18 protein-coding genes are annotated in these 19,657 nt (G+C 39.6%); 16 read left to right on the top strand and 2 right to left on the bottom strand.

Translation table 11 applies throughout. The features are described from left to right. Positions 1 to 19 precede the first annotated feature (19 nt). Positions 20 to 940: a LysR family transcriptional regulator gene (locus I7804_RS16695; protein WP_248404240.1), complete on the bottom strand. Its 921-nt coding sequence runs from the start codon at positions 938 to 940 to the stop codon at positions 20 to 22. 399 nt (positions 941 to 1,339) lie between these two features. Between I7804_RS16695 and I7804_RS16690 the strand changes: the two genes are divergently transcribed. The 11 genes from I7804_RS16690 (at position 1,340) to hisC (ending at position 12,720) form a co-directional block, all read left to right on the top strand. Next, positions 1,340 to 2,326 (top strand): 2-hydroxyacid dehydrogenase, encoded by a 987-nt coding sequence (locus I7804_RS16690; RefSeq protein WP_022757708.1) that lies wholly within the window; start codon positions 1,340 to 1,342, stop codon positions 2,324 to 2,326. Between the two features lie 92 nt (positions 2,327 to 2,418). Then, positions 2,419 to 2,757 carry a P-II family nitrogen regulator gene (locus I7804_RS16685; RefSeq protein ID WP_248404239.1) on the top strand — a complete coding sequence of 113 codons (339 nt, stop codon included), beginning with the start codon at positions 2,419 to 2,421 and terminating at the stop codon, positions 2,755 to 2,757. Positions 2,758 to 2,772: 15 nt separating this feature from the next. Continuing rightward, a complete protein-coding gene (locus tag I7804_RS16680) occupies positions 2,773 to 3,984 on the top strand; it encodes an ammonium transporter (protein WP_248404238.1) in 1,212 nt (403 codons plus the stop codon). 35 nt (positions 3,985 to 4,019) lie between these two features. Next, entirely contained in the window at positions 4,020 to 4,358 is a 339-nt protein-coding gene (locus tag I7804_RS16675) for a P-II family nitrogen regulator (protein ID WP_022757711.1), read from the top strand. 46 nt (positions 4,359 to 4,404) lie between these two features. Then, positions 4,405 to 5,898 carry an MATE family efflux transporter gene (locus I7804_RS16670; protein ID WP_248404237.1) on the top strand — a complete coding sequence of 498 codons (1,494 nt, stop codon included), beginning with the start codon at positions 4,405 to 4,407 and terminating at the stop codon, positions 5,896 to 5,898. A gap of 17 nt (positions 5,899 to 5,915) precedes the next feature. Continuing rightward, positions 5,916 to 6,830, top strand: a complete 915-nt coding sequence (locus I7804_RS16665; RefSeq protein ID WP_022757713.1) for an ABC transporter permease — start codon at positions 5,916 to 5,918, stop codon at positions 6,828 to 6,830. A gap of 12 nt (positions 6,831 to 6,842) precedes the next feature. Then, on the top strand, positions 6,843 to 7,760 hold the full coding sequence (locus I7804_RS16660; protein WP_248404236.1) for an ABC transporter permease: 918 nt from the start codon (positions 6,843 to 6,845) through the stop codon (positions 7,758 to 7,760). A 24-nt stretch (positions 7,761 to 7,784) separates the two neighbouring features. Then, on the top strand, positions 7,785 to 8,849 hold the full coding sequence (locus tag I7804_RS16655) for an ABC transporter ATP-binding protein (protein ID WP_022757715.1): 1,065 nt from the start codon (positions 7,785 to 7,787) through the stop codon (positions 8,847 to 8,849). Positions 8,850 to 8,860: 11 nt separating this feature from the next. Beyond that, the gene (locus tag I7804_RS16650; protein WP_051217033.1) at positions 8,861 to 9,871 is read left to right on the top strand and encodes an ABC transporter ATP-binding protein; all 1,011 of its coding nucleotides are present in this window, start codon (positions 8,861 to 8,863) and stop codon (positions 9,869 to 9,871) included. A gap of 20 nt (positions 9,872 to 9,891) precedes the next feature. Next, positions 9,892 to 11,529 carry a peptide ABC transporter substrate-binding protein gene (locus tag I7804_RS16645; protein ID WP_248404235.1) on the top strand — a complete coding sequence of 546 codons (1,638 nt, stop codon included), beginning with the start codon at positions 9,892 to 9,894 and terminating at the stop codon, positions 11,527 to 11,529. A gap of 93 nt (positions 11,530 to 11,622) precedes the next feature. Continuing rightward, a complete protein-coding gene (gene hisC, locus I7804_RS16640; RefSeq protein WP_248404234.1) occupies positions 11,623 to 12,720 on the top strand; it encodes a histidinol-phosphate transaminase in 1,098 nt (365 codons plus the stop codon). A 253-nt stretch (positions 12,721 to 12,973) separates the two neighbouring features. Here the strand turns inward: hisC and I7804_RS16635 are convergent, their stop codons facing one another. Further along, entirely contained in the window at positions 12,974 to 14,557 is a 1,584-nt protein-coding gene (locus tag I7804_RS16635; protein WP_248404233.1) for a family 43 glycosylhydrolase, read from the bottom strand. A 298-nt stretch (positions 14,558 to 14,855) separates the two neighbouring features. On the opposite strand from I7804_RS16635, the gene I7804_RS16630 reads away from it, so the two are divergent. The 5 genes from I7804_RS16630 (at position 14,856) to I7804_RS16610 (ending at position 19,628) form a co-directional block, all read left to right on the top strand. Further along, the gene (locus I7804_RS16630; protein ID WP_248404232.1) at positions 14,856 to 16,580 is read left to right on the top strand and encodes an ABC transporter ATP-binding protein; all 1,725 of its coding nucleotides are present in this window, start codon (positions 14,856 to 14,858) and stop codon (positions 16,578 to 16,580) included. Positions 16,581 to 16,690: 110 nt separating this feature from the next. After that, positions 16,691 to 17,314, top strand: coding sequence for an IS607 family transposase (locus I7804_RS16625; protein ID WP_248405985.1), 624 nt, complete (start codon positions 16,691 to 16,693; stop codon positions 17,312 to 17,314). Beyond that, complete coding sequence (locus I7804_RS16620) at positions 17,277 to 18,437, top strand: RNA-guided endonuclease InsQ/TnpB family protein (RefSeq protein WP_248404231.1); 1,161 nt, start codon at positions 17,277 to 17,279, stop codon at positions 18,435 to 18,437. The genes I7804_RS16625 and I7804_RS16620 overlap by 38 nt, the downstream gene beginning before the upstream one ends. Positions 18,438 to 18,616: 179 nt before the next feature. Then, positions 18,617 to 18,931 carry an isochorismatase family protein gene (locus I7804_RS16615; protein WP_248404230.1) on the top strand — a complete coding sequence of 105 codons (315 nt, stop codon included), beginning with the start codon at positions 18,617 to 18,619 and terminating at the stop codon, positions 18,929 to 18,931. 106 nt (positions 18,932 to 19,037) lie between these two features. After that, entirely contained in the window at positions 19,038 to 19,628 is a 591-nt protein-coding gene (locus I7804_RS16610; RefSeq protein ID WP_248404229.1) for an HD domain-containing protein, read from the top strand. Positions 19,629 to 19,657: the final 29 nt, after the last annotated feature.

Below are 19,657 nucleotides of genomic sequence, written 5' to 3'. Positions count from 1 at the left end.
AGATAATGACTTATAGTGCTTAGGTATTAGATGAGCTTTTACTTAGCATATCATTGATAGCTTTTACAAATTGAATAGCGGTGGGACTTAGAGTCTGATTTTTGGACCAAACAAGGGATGTGCCTGAACTTATAGATGGGTTTATTAGTCTTTTGACAATAAGATTTTCACCACCTACAAGCAGGGAAGTGAGTTTAGCTGCGCTGTAAGGAATGATCGATATGCCCATATCACACAGGCACCAGTTAAGTGATGTCATAACACTTTCATGAGAACAGATAATATTAGCATCAAATCCGCAATCAATGCAGGCGTTCTTTATAGGCGTTTCGTAAAATCTCTGAACAATTAGAGATTTATCTTTGAGATCATTAAAACCAAAATCATCATTAGCTGAAGCAAAGTATTTAGGAAGCGCTACAGCGCAGAGACTGTCTTCAGAATCAGAAACAAGACAGTCGATGCTTATATAGTTATATTTACTTTTATCAAAATTGTTCTTAATGATACACAGTTCTGCTGTGCGTTGATCCAGAAGTCTTAAAAGCCCCGAAGTATTACTTTCATACATTTGAAGGTTGAGCTTGGGGTTTTCTTTTACAAAGTCTTTTATAAAATTAGGGAAAAAGAGAATAGCAAGAGATGCGATACATCCTATATGCAGAGTTCCGCTGATACCATTTTTCATATCATCAAATAACTGAATAGTCTGATCAAAATCATGGGAGATAAGACTGGCCTGCTGATATAAGACTCTTCCTTCGTTTGTAAGTTCCAGGCTCTTGTTTTTGCGCTCAAAAAGTTTTACTCCAAGTTCACTTTCAAGAAGCATGAGCTGTTTACTAAGAGGCGGCTGTGACATATGGAGCTTCTTGGCTGCCGCAGTAATACCACCCTCATCCGTTATAGTCAGAAAATATTTTAGTTGTCTGATATCCATACAGATTTCCATTCCTTACAATTCTATATTTGTATCCGTGTAACTTTAAATCTGAATCTTCTATTAATGTATTTTTGAGATCGGCGCCTCAAAATGTATATTTATACTCACTTGGCTGGGGTTTAAACAAAAATCACACACCCTGAATATAAAAAATCCCCGATAACGAATTATTTTTATGTAATAAATTGAAAACGATAGTAGCATTTAATCAGCTGTTGGTCAATATGTTTTGAAAATATTTTAAATTTTTAAATTATTGTGCGGTATGACTAATACTCTTTGTCCCATATCCAAAAGATATGAATAGATATTCAAAAGATATTAGATTTTATCTGATAAATCCTGTACTATTTAAATCAATAAATAACCAAAGACAAAACAGGAAGGGGTGAAAGTATGAAAGTAGCGGTGTGTCAGGGAGATGCTGTTGGTGGTTATCCTAATAAAGAAGACCTTATCGAATACTGGAAACAGCAGTTAGGTGCGATTCCTGAAGTTAGTGATATAGATTTCTATGAAATGTTTGATGAATCCTGGGCTGGTAAATACGATGCGGTAATTGGCGCATGGATAAGAGACGGATATTTCGGAGAAGAATTCTTTAGTAAACATCAGAAACTCAAATATATAGCAACGCTTGGACATGGTTTTGGTAAGATCGATGAACTGGCAGCCAGAAGACATAATGTAACATTTACCAATACTGTATATGGTGATATGACGATCGCACAGTTCGGTTTTGGGCTTCTGATGAATATATGCCACCATATAGAAGATGAAGCAAGGTTCTATAAACAGATGATTGATGAAAATCATGGATTTACAGGAAGAAAAAAAGTTTGTACAAGACAGATCGAACTTTATGAAAAGACTATCGGGATAATAGGACTTGGAAATATAGGCTTGTGGATGGCTAAGATGGCACAGGGATTCGGAATGCATGTCATAGCTTATAGCAGGCACAAGAAAGTTGGACCTGAATATAAAGATATCGAACAGGTTTCATTTGATGAAGTACTATCAAGAAGCGATGTGATATCGATTCATTGTCCGCTTACAGACCAGACACGAGGACTTGTTGACAGAGAAGCTTTTTCCAAAATGAAAGATGGAGTCATCATCATAAATACTGCAAGAGGAGCGATCATAGATGAGGAAGCTTTAGTAGATGCCTTAAAGTCGGGCAAGGTGTATGCGGCAGGACTTGACGTTGTAGATGGAGAACCTGTACACGAGAAAAAACCTATATTCGATTGTGACAATGCAACGATAACGGCCCATATAGCCTGGGCACCTGAAGAGGCAAGATTCAGAACAATACGGATAGCAACGGAAAATTTAAGAAATTATATAGCGGGGGTACCTACCAGTGTTATTGCATAATTTTATAAAGACTTGTGACAAAGACGTCTGAATTTCTATGAAAAATAGAAACAGGCGTCTTTTTTAATAACACAAGTGGGAAGGAGGAGATTATGAAGAGGCTTGAGATCATTATAAAACCTGAAAAATTTGAAATTCTCCAGGAAATACTGGATGAATGTATGGCACATGGAGCTATGGTTTCAAATATTCAGGGTTATGGAAATCAGAAGGGTCATAAAAGTCTTTATAGAGGAGCAGAGCTTGAAATAGAGCTTCTTCCAAAGATAAAGGTGGAAACGGTGGTTGAAGATGAGCTTGTAGAACCGATAATCGCCCAGGTGTTAAAGGAGGTCAAAACCGGAAACTGCGGGGATGGAAAAATATTTGTCTACAATGTCGAAGATGTGGTTCGAATCAGAACAGGCGAGCATGGTAGCAAGGCACTTTGATAGGAGGGGATATATATGGATGCGAAACTTTTGATGAATATAATATGGACCATGCTTGGAGCTTTTCTGGTTTTCTTTATGCAGGCAGGCTTTGCAATGGTTGAAACAGGATTTACGAGGGCTAAGAACTCGGGAAATATCTTAATGAAAAATATGATGGATCTGGTAATAGGATCTATATTCTTTTTCCTGATAGGCTTTGCACTTATGTTTGGCAGTGATAATGCAGTGATCGGAACTAAGGGACTTTTTAATATCAATGCACTCGCTGATGAAAATGGAATGTTTAATGAACTTCCGATCGGTGTATTTATCTTTTTCCACACAGTATTTTGTGCAACGTCAGCAACAATCGTAAGTGGTGCTATGGCTGAGAGAACTAAATTTATTTCATATCTGCTTTATTCAGGAGCAATCAGCATGTTTATCTATCCTGTGACAGGTCACTGGATCTGGGGCGGCGGATTCTTATCCCAGCTTGGATATCACGATTTTGCAGGATCGTGTGCAGTACATATGGTTGGAGGTGTGTGCGCGATAATCGGTGCATCGATCCTTGGACCAAGGAGAGGAAAGTATAGAAAGGATGGCAAGATCAAAGCTATTCCGGGACATAATCTTCCACTTGGCGTTTTAGGAGTATTCATTCTCTGGTTTGCATGGTTTGGATTTAACTGTGGATCAACAACAGCAGCGACAACTAATCTTGGCGATATAGCAATGACAACAAACCTTGCAGCATGTGCTTCAACTCTTGTTACCCTGATCGTTACCTGGGTAAGGTACGGCAAGCCTGATATCTCCATGACATGTAACGGAGCGCTTGCAGGACTTGTAGCGATCACAGCAGGAGCCGATGTTGTATCTGATTATGAAGCTCTCATCATTGGAGCAGTCGCAGGAATACTTGTTGTCTTTGCAATAGAATTCATCGACAGGATCTTAAAAGTTGATGATCCGGTTGGTGCAGTAGGAGTACATGGAGTATGCGGAGCATTCGGAGCAGTAATGACAGGAGTATTTGGTGAAGGATGCAGCTTTATAGTTCAGATTCTTGGAACATTTGCAGTTATCGCATATGTAGCAGTAGCCGCATTCATAGTATTTACTATCATCAATAAGATCGTAGGTCTCAGGGTCTCAGAGGATGAAGAAATTGACGGACTCGATGTTATGGAACATGGCTGCTCTGCTTATTCAAACTTTAATTTCCACAATGACAAATGATGACTGGATTAAAGTTTGGGAATGTGAGGTTGAATATGAAAAAACTTACAGTGGTCGTAAAGCATAGCAGAAGAAATGAAGTTCTGGAAATCTTTGAATCCTGTGCAGCATATGGAATCATGATCGAAGACATATCAGGATACGGAAACCAAAGAGGATCATCTACCAGATATAGAGGTATCATACAGCCGGTAACATGCCTTTCCAAAGTAAAGATAGAAACAGTAGGGGATGATGAAACTATAGAGACTATCATTAAGCTTCTGGAAGAAAGGCTAAGGACTGGGAAGATAGGAGATGGCAAACTCTTTGTAGAAGAATTAAATGATGTTGTCAGAATAAGAACAGGAGAACGTGGCATAAAGGCATTATAGAAATCTAGTAACAAAAATCAGGGCAAAGAGGAGATGGTGTAGGAGTATGAGTGAGATAAAAAATACATCAGCAATGGAAAGAGCACAAAAGGCAAGAAGAAATACCGAGCGAATGGGCTCAGCTCCCATATTTCCACTGCTTTTGTCGATGGCAATACCCGGGCTTCTTGGAACCCTTACAACATATCTGTATAAAACAGCTGATCAGATATTTGTCGGTAATTTTGTAGGAAGAAATGCACTTGGCGGAATCTCGGTACTATCTCCATTTAACAATGTGGTCATAGCCTTAACCCTTTTTCTTACAGTAGGTGGAGCGTCAATGCTTTCTCTTGCAATGGGCAGACAGGATTATGAAAAGGCAAATAAGCTATTTACCAATATCATTATCCAGGCGGTGCTTATGGCAACGGTAGTGTGCCTTTTCTTTACCGTTTTTTCCAGATCCTTTGTAGGCCTTTGCGGAGCCAAAAAAGGAAGTGAAGTTTTTGGCTACGCGGTCATCTATCTTAGGATAACTGCTCTGGGACAGATCTTTAATATGCTTAATGTCGGACTTGCAGCCATTATAAGATCTGAAGGTAATACAAGATATTCAATGGTTGCAAATATGATAGGCGCCGTACTTAATATTTTTCTAAATACTATTTTGATAGTTGTATGTGGTTTTGGTATATACGGAGCTGCGATAGCAACAGTAGGAAGTCAGTTTGTAGGAGCTGTATTTTCGGTAGCATATTTTATATCAGGCAAAAGTAATCTTAAATGGGCCGGTTTTAAAGTGGTTGATATAGGTCAGATGATCACGGTAGCCAAGATGGGTATTGCACCTTCTATATTCCAGATGCTCAGCTTTATAACCAATATCATGATCAATAAATCACTTCAGTATTACGGTGATATCGATCCTTACTACAGTCTCCTTGGAGGAGGAGAGCTTTGTATATCGGCATTATCGGTGGTTAACACAGTAGAAGCTTTTATTACATCAGCTGCCTCAGGAATAAACCAGGCAGGAGCACCGGTCATCAGTTTTAACTATGGAAGGAAAAAATTCAAAAGAGTAAGAAGAGCATCTCTTACATCTCAGGGTATGGCATTCTTCTTTGCAGCGATCATATGGACACTCATGATGCTGGCTCCTGAATTTGTAATAAATCTTTTTAGCAAAAATGATGTTCAGCTTATTGAATACGGCGTGATGGCCATGAGAACCTGCAAGATGTTTGCACTCTTTGGCGGATTCCAAATGCTGGTAAGCATGTACTTTTCTTCTATAGGTAAACCGGAGATCGCAACTTTTGTATCCCTTTCAAGACATGGAATCTTCTTTATTCCGGCTCTCCTGATCCTTCCCAAATTGTTCGGACTTATGGGAGTGCTTCTGGCAACACCTGTATCTGATGCCTGCTCACTTGTTATTGTCACAGCAATGTACATAGGCGAGATGAAGAGGCTTGGAAGACTTCATGAAGGCGAGGATTTTGATGACAGAAGCTGGATAGCCAAAACTTTTAGAAGGCGTGCAAAAGCGGCATGAAAAGGAGGTAGGGGAGAATGCTCAAATATATTTTAAAGAGATTGTTGGTTGGTGTTGTAACGCTTTTTGCACTTGTCACATTGACCTTTGTCCTGGTTCACAGGATGCCGGGAAGCCCATTTGAGGCAGAGAACCTTTCACAGTCGCAGATAGAGCAGATGGAAGAAGCATATGGGCTTAATGAACCGGAATGGAAACAATATGTTATTTACCTTGAAAATCTGATGCATGGGGAACTTGGTGTTTCATACAAAAAGAACATCTCGGTCAATACTCTTATATCAAGAGGGGCACCATATACAGTCAGGGTTGGTCTTATAGCTTTCGGAATCTCAGCTGTGATCGGTATTTCAATTGGTATATGGATGTCGGTTACAAAGAGTCAGATCGTAAAAAATATACTTTTAGCATATGCCACCATGGGAGTAAGTGTTCCGGCATTTGTAATCGCCTTATACCTAATGCTTTTATTCGGAGTTTATCTGGGACTTCTTCCAGTAGTAGGACTGACATCACCACTTCATTATATTCTTCCTGTTGCAGCTCAGGCATTCGGACCTGTTGCAACGATCGCAAGACTTACCAAGAGTACATATATGGAAGCAACGCAGCAGGACTACGTTATCATGGCAAGGGCCAAAGGGTTAAGTAACTTTCAGATCATGTTTAAACATGTACTTAGAAATGCACTGATTCCTGTAATTACATATTTTGGACCTGCAATAGCATTTACTCTTACAGGAAGCTTTGTAATAGAACAGGTTTATTCAATTCCTGGTATAGGAAGAGAATTCACAAATGCAATAACCAACAGAGACTATACAGTAATTCTTGGTTTTAGCGTTTTTATCGGAGCACTTATCATAGTTGCAAATCTTGTGGTTGATATTCTTTGCTCAATAGTTGACCCAAGGATCAAGCTTACAGATTAAGGGGGTGATCATATGGATACAAGGATCATCGAAGACTGGTTTTCGCCACTACCTGAGGAAGAGAAAAACAGTGAATTTATAGCACTGGAAAGTAAGACCTTTATCCAGGAAGCCTGGGAGAGGTTCAGGCAAAATAAGATGGCACTGGCAGGGCTTTTAATACTTATCTTTATGGCTGTTATGGCAATCGTGGGACCTTTCTTATCACCTTATGAATATGATGCACAGGATACGTCCAATGCATATGCAGTCTTTTCTTCCCAGCATCTACTTGGTACTGACAAGTTTGGAAGAGACATCTTCGTAAGACTGTGTTATGGAGCCAGGATAAGCCTTAGCATAGGTTTTGGAGCAGCTATTATCAACAGCTTCATAGGTGTAGTCATTGGCGGTATCTGCGGATACTTTGGAGGCAAACTCGATACGCTGATCATGAGAATAGTGGATATCATCTATGCGATGCCTTCAATGATATATGTAATCCTTATCATGATGCTAAATGGCGCAAATGTAGAAAGTATTCTCATAGGTGTCTGTATCCCGGGATGGATAGGAATGGCCAGACAGGTAAGAGGTCAGGTCATAGCACTTAAGGAACAGGAATTCGCACTTGCAGCCATGGTACTTGGAGCAACAGATAAAAGAATCTTATTCAGGCACCTAATCATAAATGCCATAGGACCAATCATAGTCCAGATGACGCTACTTGTTCCAAGTGCAATTTTTACAGAAGCATTTCTGAGTTTTATAGGAATCGGTATTTCAGCTCCAATGGCGAGCTGGGGATCGATGGCCCAGGACGCAAGACAGGTAATGACGCTTCATCCTATGCAGATGCTTCTTCCAACTATTTGTATCTGCCTTACGATTTTTTCCCTGAACTTCTTTGGTGAAGGAATAGGAGATGCACTTAATCCAAAGAAAAAATAATTTAGTGAAAGGAAGGCCATGGCTATGAGTGAAAAATTATTGGAGATAAGCCATTTGACAACTGAATTTCTAACTCCAAATGGAATAGTACAGGCGGTAAGAGATGTATCCTACAATGTTGCCCCCGGAGAAGTTCTGGGAATCGTAGGTGAGTCCGGATCAGGAAAAAGCCAGGGAATGTATACACTCATGGGACTTCTTGCAAGTAACGGCAGAGTTGTAAACGGTACGATCAAGTTTAATGGCAAAGACATCTCCCCAAGGTATGAGAGTAAGAAAGCCAGGAAAGAATATGAAAAGCTCATGAGAACCGTAAGAGGTAATGAGATAGGTATGATCTTTCAGGATCCCATGACTTTCCTGAATCCGATACTTAAGGTCGGAACCCAGCTTACAGAAGGAATCAGGATACATACAAAATGCAGCAAAAAAGAGGCAAGAAAACAGGCAATAGAACTTTTGAGGCAGGTAGGAATACCAAGCCCTGAAAAAAGACTTAACCAGTATCCTTTTGAATTCTCAGGAGGTATGAGACAGAGGATCATCATAGCAATAGCGCTTGCCTGTAACCCAAAACTTATCATTGCAGATGAGCCTACAACAGCTCTTGATGTTACGGTTCAGGCACAGATCCTTGAACTGTTGCAAAAGCTTACCAAGGAGAGAGGTTCAAGTGTAATAATCATTACTCATGATCTGGGAGTTGTAGCAACCATGTGCGACAGGATCGCAATAATGTATGCAGGCCAGATCGTTGAAGAGGGCACAGTGGATGAAATCTTCTATCATGCAAAGCATCCATATACAAAAGGCCTTCTAAACAGTATCAATAATTCAGAAAAAGATGATGATGAGCCGCTGGTACCTATCCCGGGAACTCCTCCTGATCTGACTTCGCTGACTGGAGGCTGTGCATTTATGAACAGGTGTCCTAATGCCATGAAGGTCTGCGCAGTTCAGGAAGGTCCGGTAACAAGATATAACGGAACCCATTTTTGCAGGTGCTGGCTTGAAAATATGGATGAATCCCTTATCAAGGTTAAGCCAATGAAGACTGTGGACGTAGAACCTGTAAAAAAGATCGTCTAAGGAGGTTTGTCATGGAAGAGAATGTATTGGAAGTAAAAAGACTTACAAAGTTTTTTGAAGTAAACAGGGGAATGAAACCTCAGGTGGTTCAGGCTGTTAACGACATATCATTTGAAGTAAAAAAAGGAGAAACCTTCGGTCTTGTAGGCGAATCGGGATGTGGCAAGAGCAGTCTTGGTCGAACCATATTAAGGATATATGAACCAACTAACGGAGAGATACTTTTTGACGGAAAAGATATTACAAAATTATCCAGAAAGCAGATGCTACCATACAGGCAGAAGCTTCAGATGATATTTCAGGATCCATATGCATCACTTAATCCTAGATTTACAGTTGGTGAGATCATAGGAGAGCCTATGGAAATCCACAATATTGGCACACCGAAAACCAGACAGAAGAAGGTTCAGGAACTTCTGGAAATCGTAGGGCTTAAGCCTGATCATATCAGAAGATATCCACATGAATTCTCCGGTGGACAGAGGCAGAGAATAGGAATTGCAAGAACACTTGCTCTTGATCCTGAATTTATAGTATGTGATGAACCTATATCAGCTCTTGACGTATCGATTCAGGCACAGGTCATTAACCTTTTGGAAGATATTCAGAAGGCGACCGGAATAAGTTATCTTTTTATAGCTCATGACCTTGGAATGGTTAAACATATAAGTCACAGGATTGGCGTTATGTATTTGGGACACATGGTGGAAGTAGGGACATCCAATGATGTGTATAAAAAACCACTTCATCCTTATTCCAAAGCACTTCTAAGTGCAGAACCCATACCAGATCCTAATACAGCCAGAAGGAAAAAGAGAATCCTTTTAGAAGGAGAGATTCCAAGTCCTATCAACCCTCCAAAGGGATGTCCGTTTAATACAAGATGTCCATATGCGGTGGCAGAATGTTTCCATCAAATGCCGGCGAATTTTAAGGTTGATAACAGACAGGTCTCATGTTTCTTATATGCACCTAAATATCTGAGAATGAGAGAAAACTTAAGTATTGAAAATCTTGCTTAAAGTAGAAAGGGAGTGTGATTATGAGAAAAGTATTTAAGAAAGTTGTGGCTACAGGCCTGGCATTAAGTATGCTACTAGGGATGAGCGCCTGCGGTGATAAGAATAAGGCAGGCGATACGGTTACAGCAGCAGGCAACTACAAGTCAATAACTACTACAATGTCTATGGAGTCAGGTACTCTTGATAGTGCCGGTATCACTTCATATTGGTGGTGGAGTTATACTTCTCTTGCAACAGCACCGCTTGTAGAGCTTGCTGCAGATGGAAGTTACAAGAATATCCTGGCAGATTCCTATGAAGTTAATGATGATATGACAGTATATACTTTCCATATCAAGGAAGATGCAAACTGGAATAATGGAGATGCAGTAACAGCTGCAGACTTTTTGAACACGATCACAAGGGCTCTTGATCCTGATTGTGGTAATGGATACTCAACAATGCTCTTATGTATTAAAGGAGCAGAAGCCATCTATAAGGAAGGCGCTGATATATCAACGCTTGGAGTTGAGTGCCCCGACGATAAGACGATCATCTTCAATCTTACAGAGCCTACGGCATATTTTATGGATCTTCTGACACTTCCGGTATTTATCCCGACCCATAGAGAACTTCAGACAGAAACAAATGGCCCCTGGTCAATGGGCGAAGATATGGATGCACTGGTAAGCTGCGGACCATTCTATATGGCTGAATATGTTCCAAATCAGTATTGCGTATATAAGAAAAACGATAGCTATGTTTTAAAAGATGAGATCCATCTTGATGAAGTAAAGACAATGGCTATGGAAGATACACAGGCAATAATCAGTGCATATAAGACAGGTGAACTTGATATAGCAACAGCAGATTATACAGTTCTTGAAGAATATGATGGTAGCGATGAGCTCGTAAAATATGTTGCAACAACAAGTAACTTTGAACTCTTTGATATAACAAAGCCACCATTTGATGATGTAAGAGTAAGAGAAGCATTTTCGATCTCAATTGACAGGGATGCTGTAGCAACAGCCTGCGGTACGAATTATATCGGCACATCATTTTTTGTAGGAACAGGTGTTATATCCAAGGCTTCAGGTAAGACCTGGTCAGAAGAAGCTGGAGGAGAGCTTTTGACCTATGATGTAGAAAGAGCAAAAGAACTTCTTGCAGAAGCCGGTTATCCAAATGGAGAAGGCTTCCCTACAGTAACTTATAAGTATCCAAGTACTCAGATAGAATCCGATATAGCTCAGGCCCTTCAGGCTCAGTGGAAAGAAAATCTCGGAATCGAAGTACAGCTTGAAGCTCAGGAAACACAGGTAAATATTTCAGACAGACGTGCAGGAGATTTTGATATCTGCAGAATGCAGTGGACAGCAGACTTTATTGATCCATATACATATCTTTCAATGTACAGAACAACAGATTCCTATAATGATAATGGTACAAACTGCAGTGAATACGATGCTCTTATGGAAGAGTCCAATAAAGAATCTGATCCTGTAAAGAGGTATGAACTCTTACACGAAGCAGAAAAGATACTTGTAGCAGATTATTTCTGGGCAATTCCTGTACTAAACAGGGAGACAATAGTACTAATGAATCCTAAGCTTACAAACAGGATCGTCGATCCATCAAGAGGAAATATAAGAACCAAGTATCTTGATATTGAGTAATGAATTGAAACCAACCATACACAGACTGTTACCTGGTCAAAGGGGACCAAACCTTTCAGGTAGCAGTCTTTTATTTTTAAGGAGGATGCGGATATGTCAGTTAAAGATTTAATGAGAGAGCCACTTAAAGGATTTCAGATCTATACAGCAGGAGGCATGATGGTAAAGCCGGGCCCCGGCATCATAAAACTTAATGCTAATGAAAATCAGATGGGATCAAGCCCCAAGGCACTTGAAGCCATGGAAAAGGAACTTAGTAAGTGTAATCTGTATCCAATGGAGTCTATTACGAATCTTAAGCAGAAGATAGCAGAGCATGTAGGAATGCCGGTGAGCTGTATCACAGCCTTTAATGGATCAGGAGCCGGAATTCAGGCAGTTGCAGAAGCTTTCCTTAATCCTGATGATGAACTTCTTATCTGTTCACCAACATATATGCAGTACTACAGACTTCCTGCCCAGTTTGGTGCAAAGCTTGTAGAGGTTTTTGGCAAAGATGGTGTGAGTACAGATCTTGATGCACTTTCGGCTGCAATTACTGATAAAACAAAGCTTATATATATCTGTAATCCTAACAATCCTACAGGTACGCTTCTGTGTCCGGACAAGCTTTCAACCTTTATTGATGATCTTCCTGATCACGTTGTATGTGTTATAGATGAAGCTTATATAGACTGGGTGGCAGATGACTCTTATCCCAGCATGGTCTCAAAGGTTCTGTGCGGCAAAAATGTTATCGTACTTCGAACATTCTCTAAGATATATGGACTTGCAGGTATCAGATGCGGATACGCTGTAGCAAGTGAAGAGATCATAACTTGTCTTAGTGCAATATCAGGTATCTTTGGAACTAACAGGGTTGCGGCAGCAGGTGCAGCAGCTGCTCTGGAAGATAAAGAGTTCTATAAGGCAGCACAGGACAACAATACAGAACAAAGAGTTTATCTTTCAAAAGAACTTGAAAAGCTTGGTTGTACGGTAGTGCCGAGTTCTACAAGCTTTATCTATTTTGCACCACACTGTGATACTAAGGAATGCATGAGTTATCTTGAATCTAAAGGGGTTTATATAAGATACTTTTCCGAAGAATATATTCGCGTTAGTATAGGTCTTCCAATGCAGAATCAGAAGTTCCTTGACACTATTGGAGAATTTATTGAAAAGAGCTGTGTAAAAGAGAAGGCAGTATAAGAGAAGGCAGTATAAGAGAAAGAAGTATAAAAGAAAGAAGTATAAAAGAAAGAAGTATAAAAGAAAGAAGTATAAAAGAAAGGAAGTATAACGAGAAGTAGAATAGTGCTAGCTGAATAAAGTAGAATAAAGAAAAGTAGAATAATGAGAAGAATAAAGAAAACAGTATAACAGTAAATGAAAAAAAGAGGGTCGATCACATAATCGACCCTCTTTGTGAATATAGAGCTTCTTCGATTATACTGTAATAATTTTATATTTGACTTTCGCTATACGTCATCAGATCCTCTGCCGCAGACATCTGGAAATACGGCGTCTCATCAGCTCTGAAGTGTACTCGCCTTATACCATCACATCTAAGAGTACTATCTATTGCAGTCTCTCCATGATAAGCTATCATCAGTTCGTCGTCTTCGTTAGTAAAGAATGAGTTGTGACCAGGGCCGAAAACTCCTTTTACAGAATAGAAGTTAAGGACTGGTGTAATGCTCTTGGTCCAGGAGGAGATATCTAACAGATCAGCATCTTCATCAGCTGTCAGAAGACCAACTGCATAGGTATATGAGTTGGCAGCACCGCCTGAATATGTAACATAGAGCTTTCCTTCATGGATAAAGCCATAAGGGCCTTCGTTGTTGATAGTTCCTGATACATTCTCCCAACCAAGAAGAGGTCTTGTAAGGAGCACAGGTTCACTTGTAAGAATCCATGGCTTATCTTCATCAATGGATGCGATATAAAGCATGGAACCAGTATCATTCGGATGTCCGATGAACTGCCTGTATGACCAGATAAGATATGAACCTTTGCTTGTTTTAATATGAGTCATATCAAGGGTTATGGCGCCTTGTCCTATTGGCGTTCCATCCATTTTGCACACCTTTACAGGATCTTCCCAGCTGTCAGCTTCTATGATACTTGCGCCTTTCTTTTTCTTCATCATATGACACTGAGGGCCCCACTCATGGCCGCTAACAGCAAAAAGAATATATAATTCGTCTCCGATTACATGGAATTCGGGTGCCCAGAAGGTCTGCTCGAAGCCTCTTTCAGGATCAAATGGAAGGATGAGATGCTCGGTGACACCTTCTGCAAAGAGACCATGTACATCATCAGCTTCTCGCACATAGATACCTATATCATGACGATTGTCGCTGGTTGATATGAAATACCACCTTCCTTCCCATGGGAAAATAACGGGATCGCCGTATCCCTTTGCAAGAGGGAAGTCAAACTTCTGCTGGTGTATACGTCCATCCGGACCAAACTTTTTCTCTCTTGAAGATCCGTCGCTATATGAAATTAGTATACCTGACTTGTCGTCCTTGCAGGTTACACCGGTGCATACTATTGGATTCCAGTATTGCTCGGCTTTCTTTACTATTTCGGGATCTACTTCAAGGGCGTCTGCATATATTTGATTTTTAGACAGGAACTCTTTTTTTATAGAATCTGATGATTCATATTCTTTGGGGAGATATTTGGAGATTTCATCATCAGAAATAAGGTTTTCCTCTTCAAAGTGAATCAGATCTTTGGTCTTCCAAAGGACTTTTTGGCCTAAAGCATCCTTATCAATCTCACCGTTTTCAAGGACTCTTTCTGCGGTAATACCAATCCATCCGTCTTCCATATTGAATATAAGCGGATTCTGAACACCCTTTGGGATGATGGTATTATCCTTGCTTATAGCACCTTTTGCAAAAAGAATTCCGTAGTTTCTGTTTAAAGGTGCAGCGATCCCGTCATCAGAAATAACTTCGAAATGTACACTTCTTGCAAGCCCTTCCGGGTAATTGTTTTCATTAACTTCTCTTGTAAATACTTTGATTTTCATATTTTAACCTTTTGTGTCGTGGTTTTCTGTTACATCCCAATACTACCGAAATACAGGACCGCAGACTTACTATTTGTTGAGGAATTTTAGTCATTTTTTGCTATCTCTGATTATTAAGTGTGCTTAGATAAAGGCTCTTCTGCCTTTTTTATTTAAGTAATGCCAGATGAATATTCTCAAAATTTATAGAATTGTGCTCAGTTTTGGTGATTGAATTGTGCACTATTCTTTTTTGATATATAATTATCAGAAAATTGGCGCACTGCGCTTTTTTACCAGGATACGGGGGGGACTGTTTATGAAATTGCTATTGAGGCTGAGTAAAGAGGCAGTAAGATACAGATTATTATATGTGATCGCAATCTTTTCAACCCTGATGCTTACTGTTATCAATCTTGCAGCGCCCAAGGCTCTGTCAGAGATGACAGGAATTGTAAGTAACGGCGTTGATGAAAACGGGATGAAGAGAATATGGATACTTACGGCCGTTCTTATTGGACTTTATCTTGGAAGGATCCTTTTCAGATTCCTTAGTAATTATCTTGCTCACAAAGCGGCATGGTACCTTGTGGGAGATCTCAGAACCCGTACTTATGATAAGCTTGAACGCATGCACATCGGATATTTCCATGATAAGCAGACTGGAGATCTGATGAGCCGTATAGTTAATGATACAAGGGATTTTGAACTTTTATATGCTCATATGATCCCGGAGACTATCACTAACATTGTGACTTTCATCGGCGTTCTCGTAATGCTTCTTACTATCAATGTGAAGCTTGCTCTTATTACATGTGCGCCGATTCCACTTATTTTTGTATCCGGAATTATTTTTTCCAAAAAAGTAAGACCCTTCTTCAGGGCATCGCAGAAGAAAATGGGCGAACTTAACGGTAAGCTTCAGGATAACTTGTCTGGTCTTCAGGAGATACAGTCTTTTGGCAGAGAAGAATATGAGACGCAGCAGGTTGATGAGAAGAACTTCGAGCACGTAAAAGCTATGCTTAAGGCGCTTAAGATCAGTGCTGTATTTCATCCTTGCGTTGAATTTATATCTTCTATAGGTACGATACTTGTTGTCGCTTTTGGCGGCTACCTTGCATGGAAAGAAAGTCTTAGAGTCGAGGACGTGGTTGCATTCCTTCTGTATCTTGGATTATTCTATGCTCCTATCACAGGGCTTGCCAACCTTCTTGAGAATATGCAACAGTCTATGGCAGGCGCTGAGCGAGTTATCACGATCCTTGATGCGCCTTGCGAGATCAAGGACAAGGAAGGGGCTCTTGCGTTAAAAAATGTAAAGGGTGAGATCAGGTTTGAGAATGTGAGCTTTTCGTATGAGACTGGTGGTAAGATCCTTGATGATATCTCTTTTGAATGCGAGCCTGGTAAGATGCTGGCTCTTGTAGGTCCTACCGGAGTTGGTAAGACTACTATGACAAAGCTTATATCAAGATTTTATGAACCTACCAATGGGCACATATATATTGATGGTAATGATATTAATGATATTACTATAGAAAGTCTCAGGCAGAATATCTCGCCTGTTCTCCAGGACACATTCCTTTTTAATGGAACTATTGCTGAGAATATCGGCTATGCAGTTCCTGATGCAGACATGGATGAGATCATAGAAGCGGCTAAGGCTGCCAATATTCATAAGGATATCATGAATATGCCTGATGGCTATGATACGCTGGTCGGCGAAAGAGGTCTTAGACTTTCGGGCGGCCAGAAGCAAAGAGTAGCTATTTCAAGAGCTATACTTCGCAAGTCCCCTATAATAGTACTTGATGAAGCTACAGCATCTGTCGATGTTGAGACGGAGAAACAGATTCAGGAAGCGATTAACAACATTACAGGTAAGCGTACGATCGTTGCAATTGCACACAGGCTGTCAACTATCCGTAATGCGGATCTTATCCTTGTCATTGAAAACGGTCATATAGCAGAAAGAGGAACTCACGAAGAACTCGTGGCACTTGGAGGAATATATGCACGAATGAATAAGATACAGGGATGAACTATTAGTAAAGCTGGAGAAGAAATGTTAAGTAGCCTAAGATATTGACTAATGTGATTAAATGTGTTTAAATGTGCTCGAAGGAGTAAGTTATTATGAACACATCAAATATCACAAATTACAAGCCAAAAGATTTTGCCGAACTATTGGGTGTTTCCGTTAAGACATTGCAGCGATGGGATAGGGAAGGAACTCTAAAGGCGAACCGAACTCCAACTGATAGGCGTTATTATACTTATGACCAATATCTTCAGTTTAAAGGTATAAACACAGAAAATGATAATCGTCAGATTGTTATTTATGCCAGAGTGTCTACAAGAAATCAAAAAGATGACTTACATAATCAGGTATCTTTTTTACGGCAGTTTTGCAATGCTAGAGGTATTATTGTAGACCAATGTATTGAAGATTATGGAAGTGGTCTAAATTACAACCGTAAAAAGTGGAATGAACTATTAGATGAAGTCATGGAACAAAAAATCAAAACTATCATAGTAACGCATAAAGACAGATTTATCCGTTTTGGCTATGATTGGTTTGAAAAATTCTGTATGAAGTTCAATACGACCATAATGGTAGTAAACAATGAAGATCTATCACCACAAGAAGAACTAGTACAGGATATTGTTTCAATACTCCATGTGTTTTCTTGTAGGTTGTATGGACTTCGCAAGTATAAAAAACAAATAGAAAGGGATGAGGAAATTGTTAAAGAGCTTCAAGACGGAAATTAATCCGACAGCCGAGCAAAAAGTTAAAATCAATAAGACTATTGGTACTTGTAGATATGTCTACAACTTCTATCTTGGTCATAACAAAAGCTTACATGACAAGGGTGAGAAGTTCATGACAGGCAAGAGTTTTAGTGTGTGGCTTAATAATGAATATATTCCTAATAACCCTGACAAAGTATGGATTAAGGAAGCATATTCAAAAGCAGTAAAGAAATCTATTGAAGATGGATACACTGCTTTTACAAGGTTTTTCAAACATCAGAGTGCTTTTCCAAATTTCAAAAAGAAAGGCAAGTCAGATGTAAAAATGTATTTTGTAAAGAACAACCCAAAGGATTGTTGCTGCGAAAGACATAGACTAAACATACCGACTTTAGGTTGGGTACGTCTTAAAGAAAAGGGCTATTTACCTACAACTAAAGACGGATGGAAAATTAAAAGCGGTACAGTGTCCATTAGAGCAGGTAGATACTACGTATCAGTTCTTGTTGAAATTCCTAATGTCAAGATTGCCAATAATAGCAATGATGGCATAGGGATTGACTTAGGCTTAAAAGATTTGGCGATTGTCTCTAACGGTAAGACATATAAGAATATCAACAAATCAACAAGATTAAGGAAATTAGAAAAACAATTGCGTAGAGAACAAAAATGTCTCTCTCGTAAGTATGGAAATTTAAAGAAAGGAGAGTCCACTCAAAAAAATATACAAAAACAAAAGCTCAAAGTACAGAAAATCCATCATAGGATAGACAATATCCGTACGGATTACATCAATAAGACAATAGCTGAGATAGTGAAAACCAAGCCGTCTTATATAACTATTGAGGACTTGAATGTGTCGGGAATGATGAAGAACAGGCATCTTTCAAAAGCTGTTGCATCGCAGAAGTTTTATGAATTTAGAACTAAACTAAAAACAAAATGTGATGATAACGGTATTGAACTTAGGATTGTAGACAGATGGTATCCATCATCAAAAATATGCCATTGCTGCGGTAATATCAAGAAAGATTTAAAACTTTCAGATAGAATTTATCGATGTGACTGCGGTTATGTTGAAGATAGAGATTTTAATGCAAGCCTAAATCTTAGAGATGCCAAAACTTACGAAATTGCATAACTAAAGCAAACGTAAGTATGTACTGTGGGCTATCGCAGGAATTTACGACTGTGGAGTGTACAAGAACTTGTGAGTAGCGTATTGCTTGCAATCGCCAAAGCATACACGTTGAAGCAGTAAGAAGTACCCGTGAGGGCTTCAATTTCTCGATGTGTTAAGTATATTTAAACACATTTTGAGTGGCAGAGAAGATATATACTAAAGAAATTAATAGCTGCTTTGGTAATAAAGAACTTGCAGGATATCTTGATGAGCAGGCTGACAAAACGCTGATGATCGTAGGACTTCAGACGAATTTATGCATTGATGCATCAGTGAAATCTGCCTTTGAAAGAGGTTATAAAGTCATAATACCGGAAGGTACGAACTCAACTTTTAATAACGATTATATGGACGGTGAGACAACCTACAAGTATTACAACGAAATGATTTGGCTGAAGAGATTTGCAGATTGCGTTTCTTTGGACGAAGCACTTGGAATGATGGAGAGATAACTTATGTGTTTTGTATGTGACAGAGTTAGAGAGACTAGAGAAGGCAAGAACCCAACATTGGTAAAAGAGCTTGAGACTATGACAATACTAATAGTAGGTGAATAAGATGGATGAGAGACTTAGGAAACAGCTGGATTTTGCATTAGAAGTTGATAAGGAAAAGAATATTTTTAGACAGACCCATCTTTCAGGCCATGGCAGAAACGAGAACGACGCAGAGCATGCCTGGCATATGGCGCTGATGGCGTATCTATTAAAAGAGTATTCTAATGAGCCTGTAGACATCGCAAAAGTCATGCTTATGTGCCTGATCCATGATGTGGTAGAAATCGATGCCGGAGATACTTACGCTTATGATGCAGACGGTCTTAAGACTCAGAAAGAGCGTGAAGATAGGGCAAAAGAAAGAATCTTCTCACTTCTACCGGAAGACCAGAAAGCAGATTTGATAGCTCTTTTTGATGAGTTTGAAGCATATGAGACGCCGGAGTCAAAATATGCCCATGCCATGGATAATCTTCAGCCACTGATCCTTAACAACAGTAACGGAGGCTCAGACTGGAAAGAACATGGCGTTACTTCCAGCCAGGTCTATGGTCGACAGAGTAAGACCAAACTCGGTTCTGAGAAACTGTATCAGGAAGTTGTCGATAAGATTATCCAGGAGCAAATAAGAAAGGGAAATATCAAGGAATGATGGGAATTACAGGATGTACTTCAAGGTAC

Source organism: Butyrivibrio fibrisolvens (assembly GCF_023206215.1).
Classification (GTDB): Bacteria; Bacillota; Clostridia; order Lachnospirales; family Lachnospiraceae; genus Butyrivibrio; species Butyrivibrio fibrisolvens_C.
Note: the sequence above shows the minus strand (reverse complement) of the source record. Positions and strands in the feature narration are given on the sequence as shown.

What these genes read in the sequence shown, in the direction of transcription:
- I7804_RS16610 (WP_248404229.1), top strand. Translation starts at nt 19,038, where the DNA reads ATGGATGAGAGACTTAGGAAACAGCTGGATTTTGCATTAGAAGTTGAT.
- I7804_RS16670 (WP_248404237.1), top strand. Translation starts at nt 4,405, where the DNA reads ATGAGTGAGATAAAAAATACATCAGCAATGGAAAGAGCACAAAAGGCA.
- I7804_RS16685 (WP_248404239.1), top strand. Translation starts at nt 2,419, where the DNA reads ATGAAGAGGCTTGAGATCATTATAAAACCTGAAAAATTTGAAATTCTC.
- I7804_RS16620 (WP_248404231.1), top strand. Translation starts at nt 17,277, where the DNA reads ATGAGGAAATTGTTAAAGAGCTTCAAGACGGAAATTAATCCGACAGCC.
- I7804_RS16690 (WP_022757708.1), top strand. Translation starts at nt 1,340, where the DNA reads ATGAAAGTAGCGGTGTGTCAGGGAGATGCTGTTGGTGGTTATCCTAAT.
- hisC (WP_248404234.1), top strand. Translation starts at nt 11,623, where the DNA reads ATGTCAGTTAAAGATTTAATGAGAGAGCCACTTAAAGGATTTCAGATC.
- I7804_RS16645 (WP_248404235.1), top strand. Translation starts at nt 9,892, where the DNA reads ATGAGAAAAGTATTTAAGAAAGTTGTGGCTACAGGCCTGGCATTAAGT.
- I7804_RS16675 (WP_022757711.1), top strand. Translation starts at nt 4,020, where the DNA reads ATGAAAAAACTTACAGTGGTCGTAAAGCATAGCAGAAGAAATGAAGTT.
- I7804_RS16655 (WP_022757715.1), top strand. Translation starts at nt 7,785, where the DNA reads ATGAGTGAAAAATTATTGGAGATAAGCCATTTGACAACTGAATTTCTA.
- I7804_RS16665 (WP_022757713.1), top strand. Translation starts at nt 5,916, where the DNA reads ATGCTCAAATATATTTTAAAGAGATTGTTGGTTGGTGTTGTAACGCTT.
- I7804_RS16660 (WP_248404236.1), top strand. Translation starts at nt 6,843, where the DNA reads ATGGATACAAGGATCATCGAAGACTGGTTTTCGCCACTACCTGAGGAA.
- I7804_RS16650 (WP_051217033.1), top strand. Translation starts at nt 8,861, where the DNA reads ATGGAAGAGAATGTATTGGAAGTAAAAAGACTTACAAAGTTTTTTGAA.
- I7804_RS16635 (WP_248404233.1), bottom strand. Translation starts at nt 14,557, where the DNA reads ATGAAAATCAAAGTATTTACAAGAGAAGTTAATGAAAACAATTACCCG.
- I7804_RS16695 (WP_248404240.1), bottom strand. Translation starts at nt 940, where the DNA reads ATGGATATCAGACAACTAAAATATTTTCTGACTATAACGGATGAGGGT.
- I7804_RS16680 (WP_248404238.1), top strand. Translation starts at nt 2,773, where the DNA reads ATGGATGCGAAACTTTTGATGAATATAATATGGACCATGCTTGGAGCT.
- I7804_RS16630 (WP_248404232.1), top strand. Translation starts at nt 14,856, where the DNA reads ATGAAATTGCTATTGAGGCTGAGTAAAGAGGCAGTAAGATACAGATTA.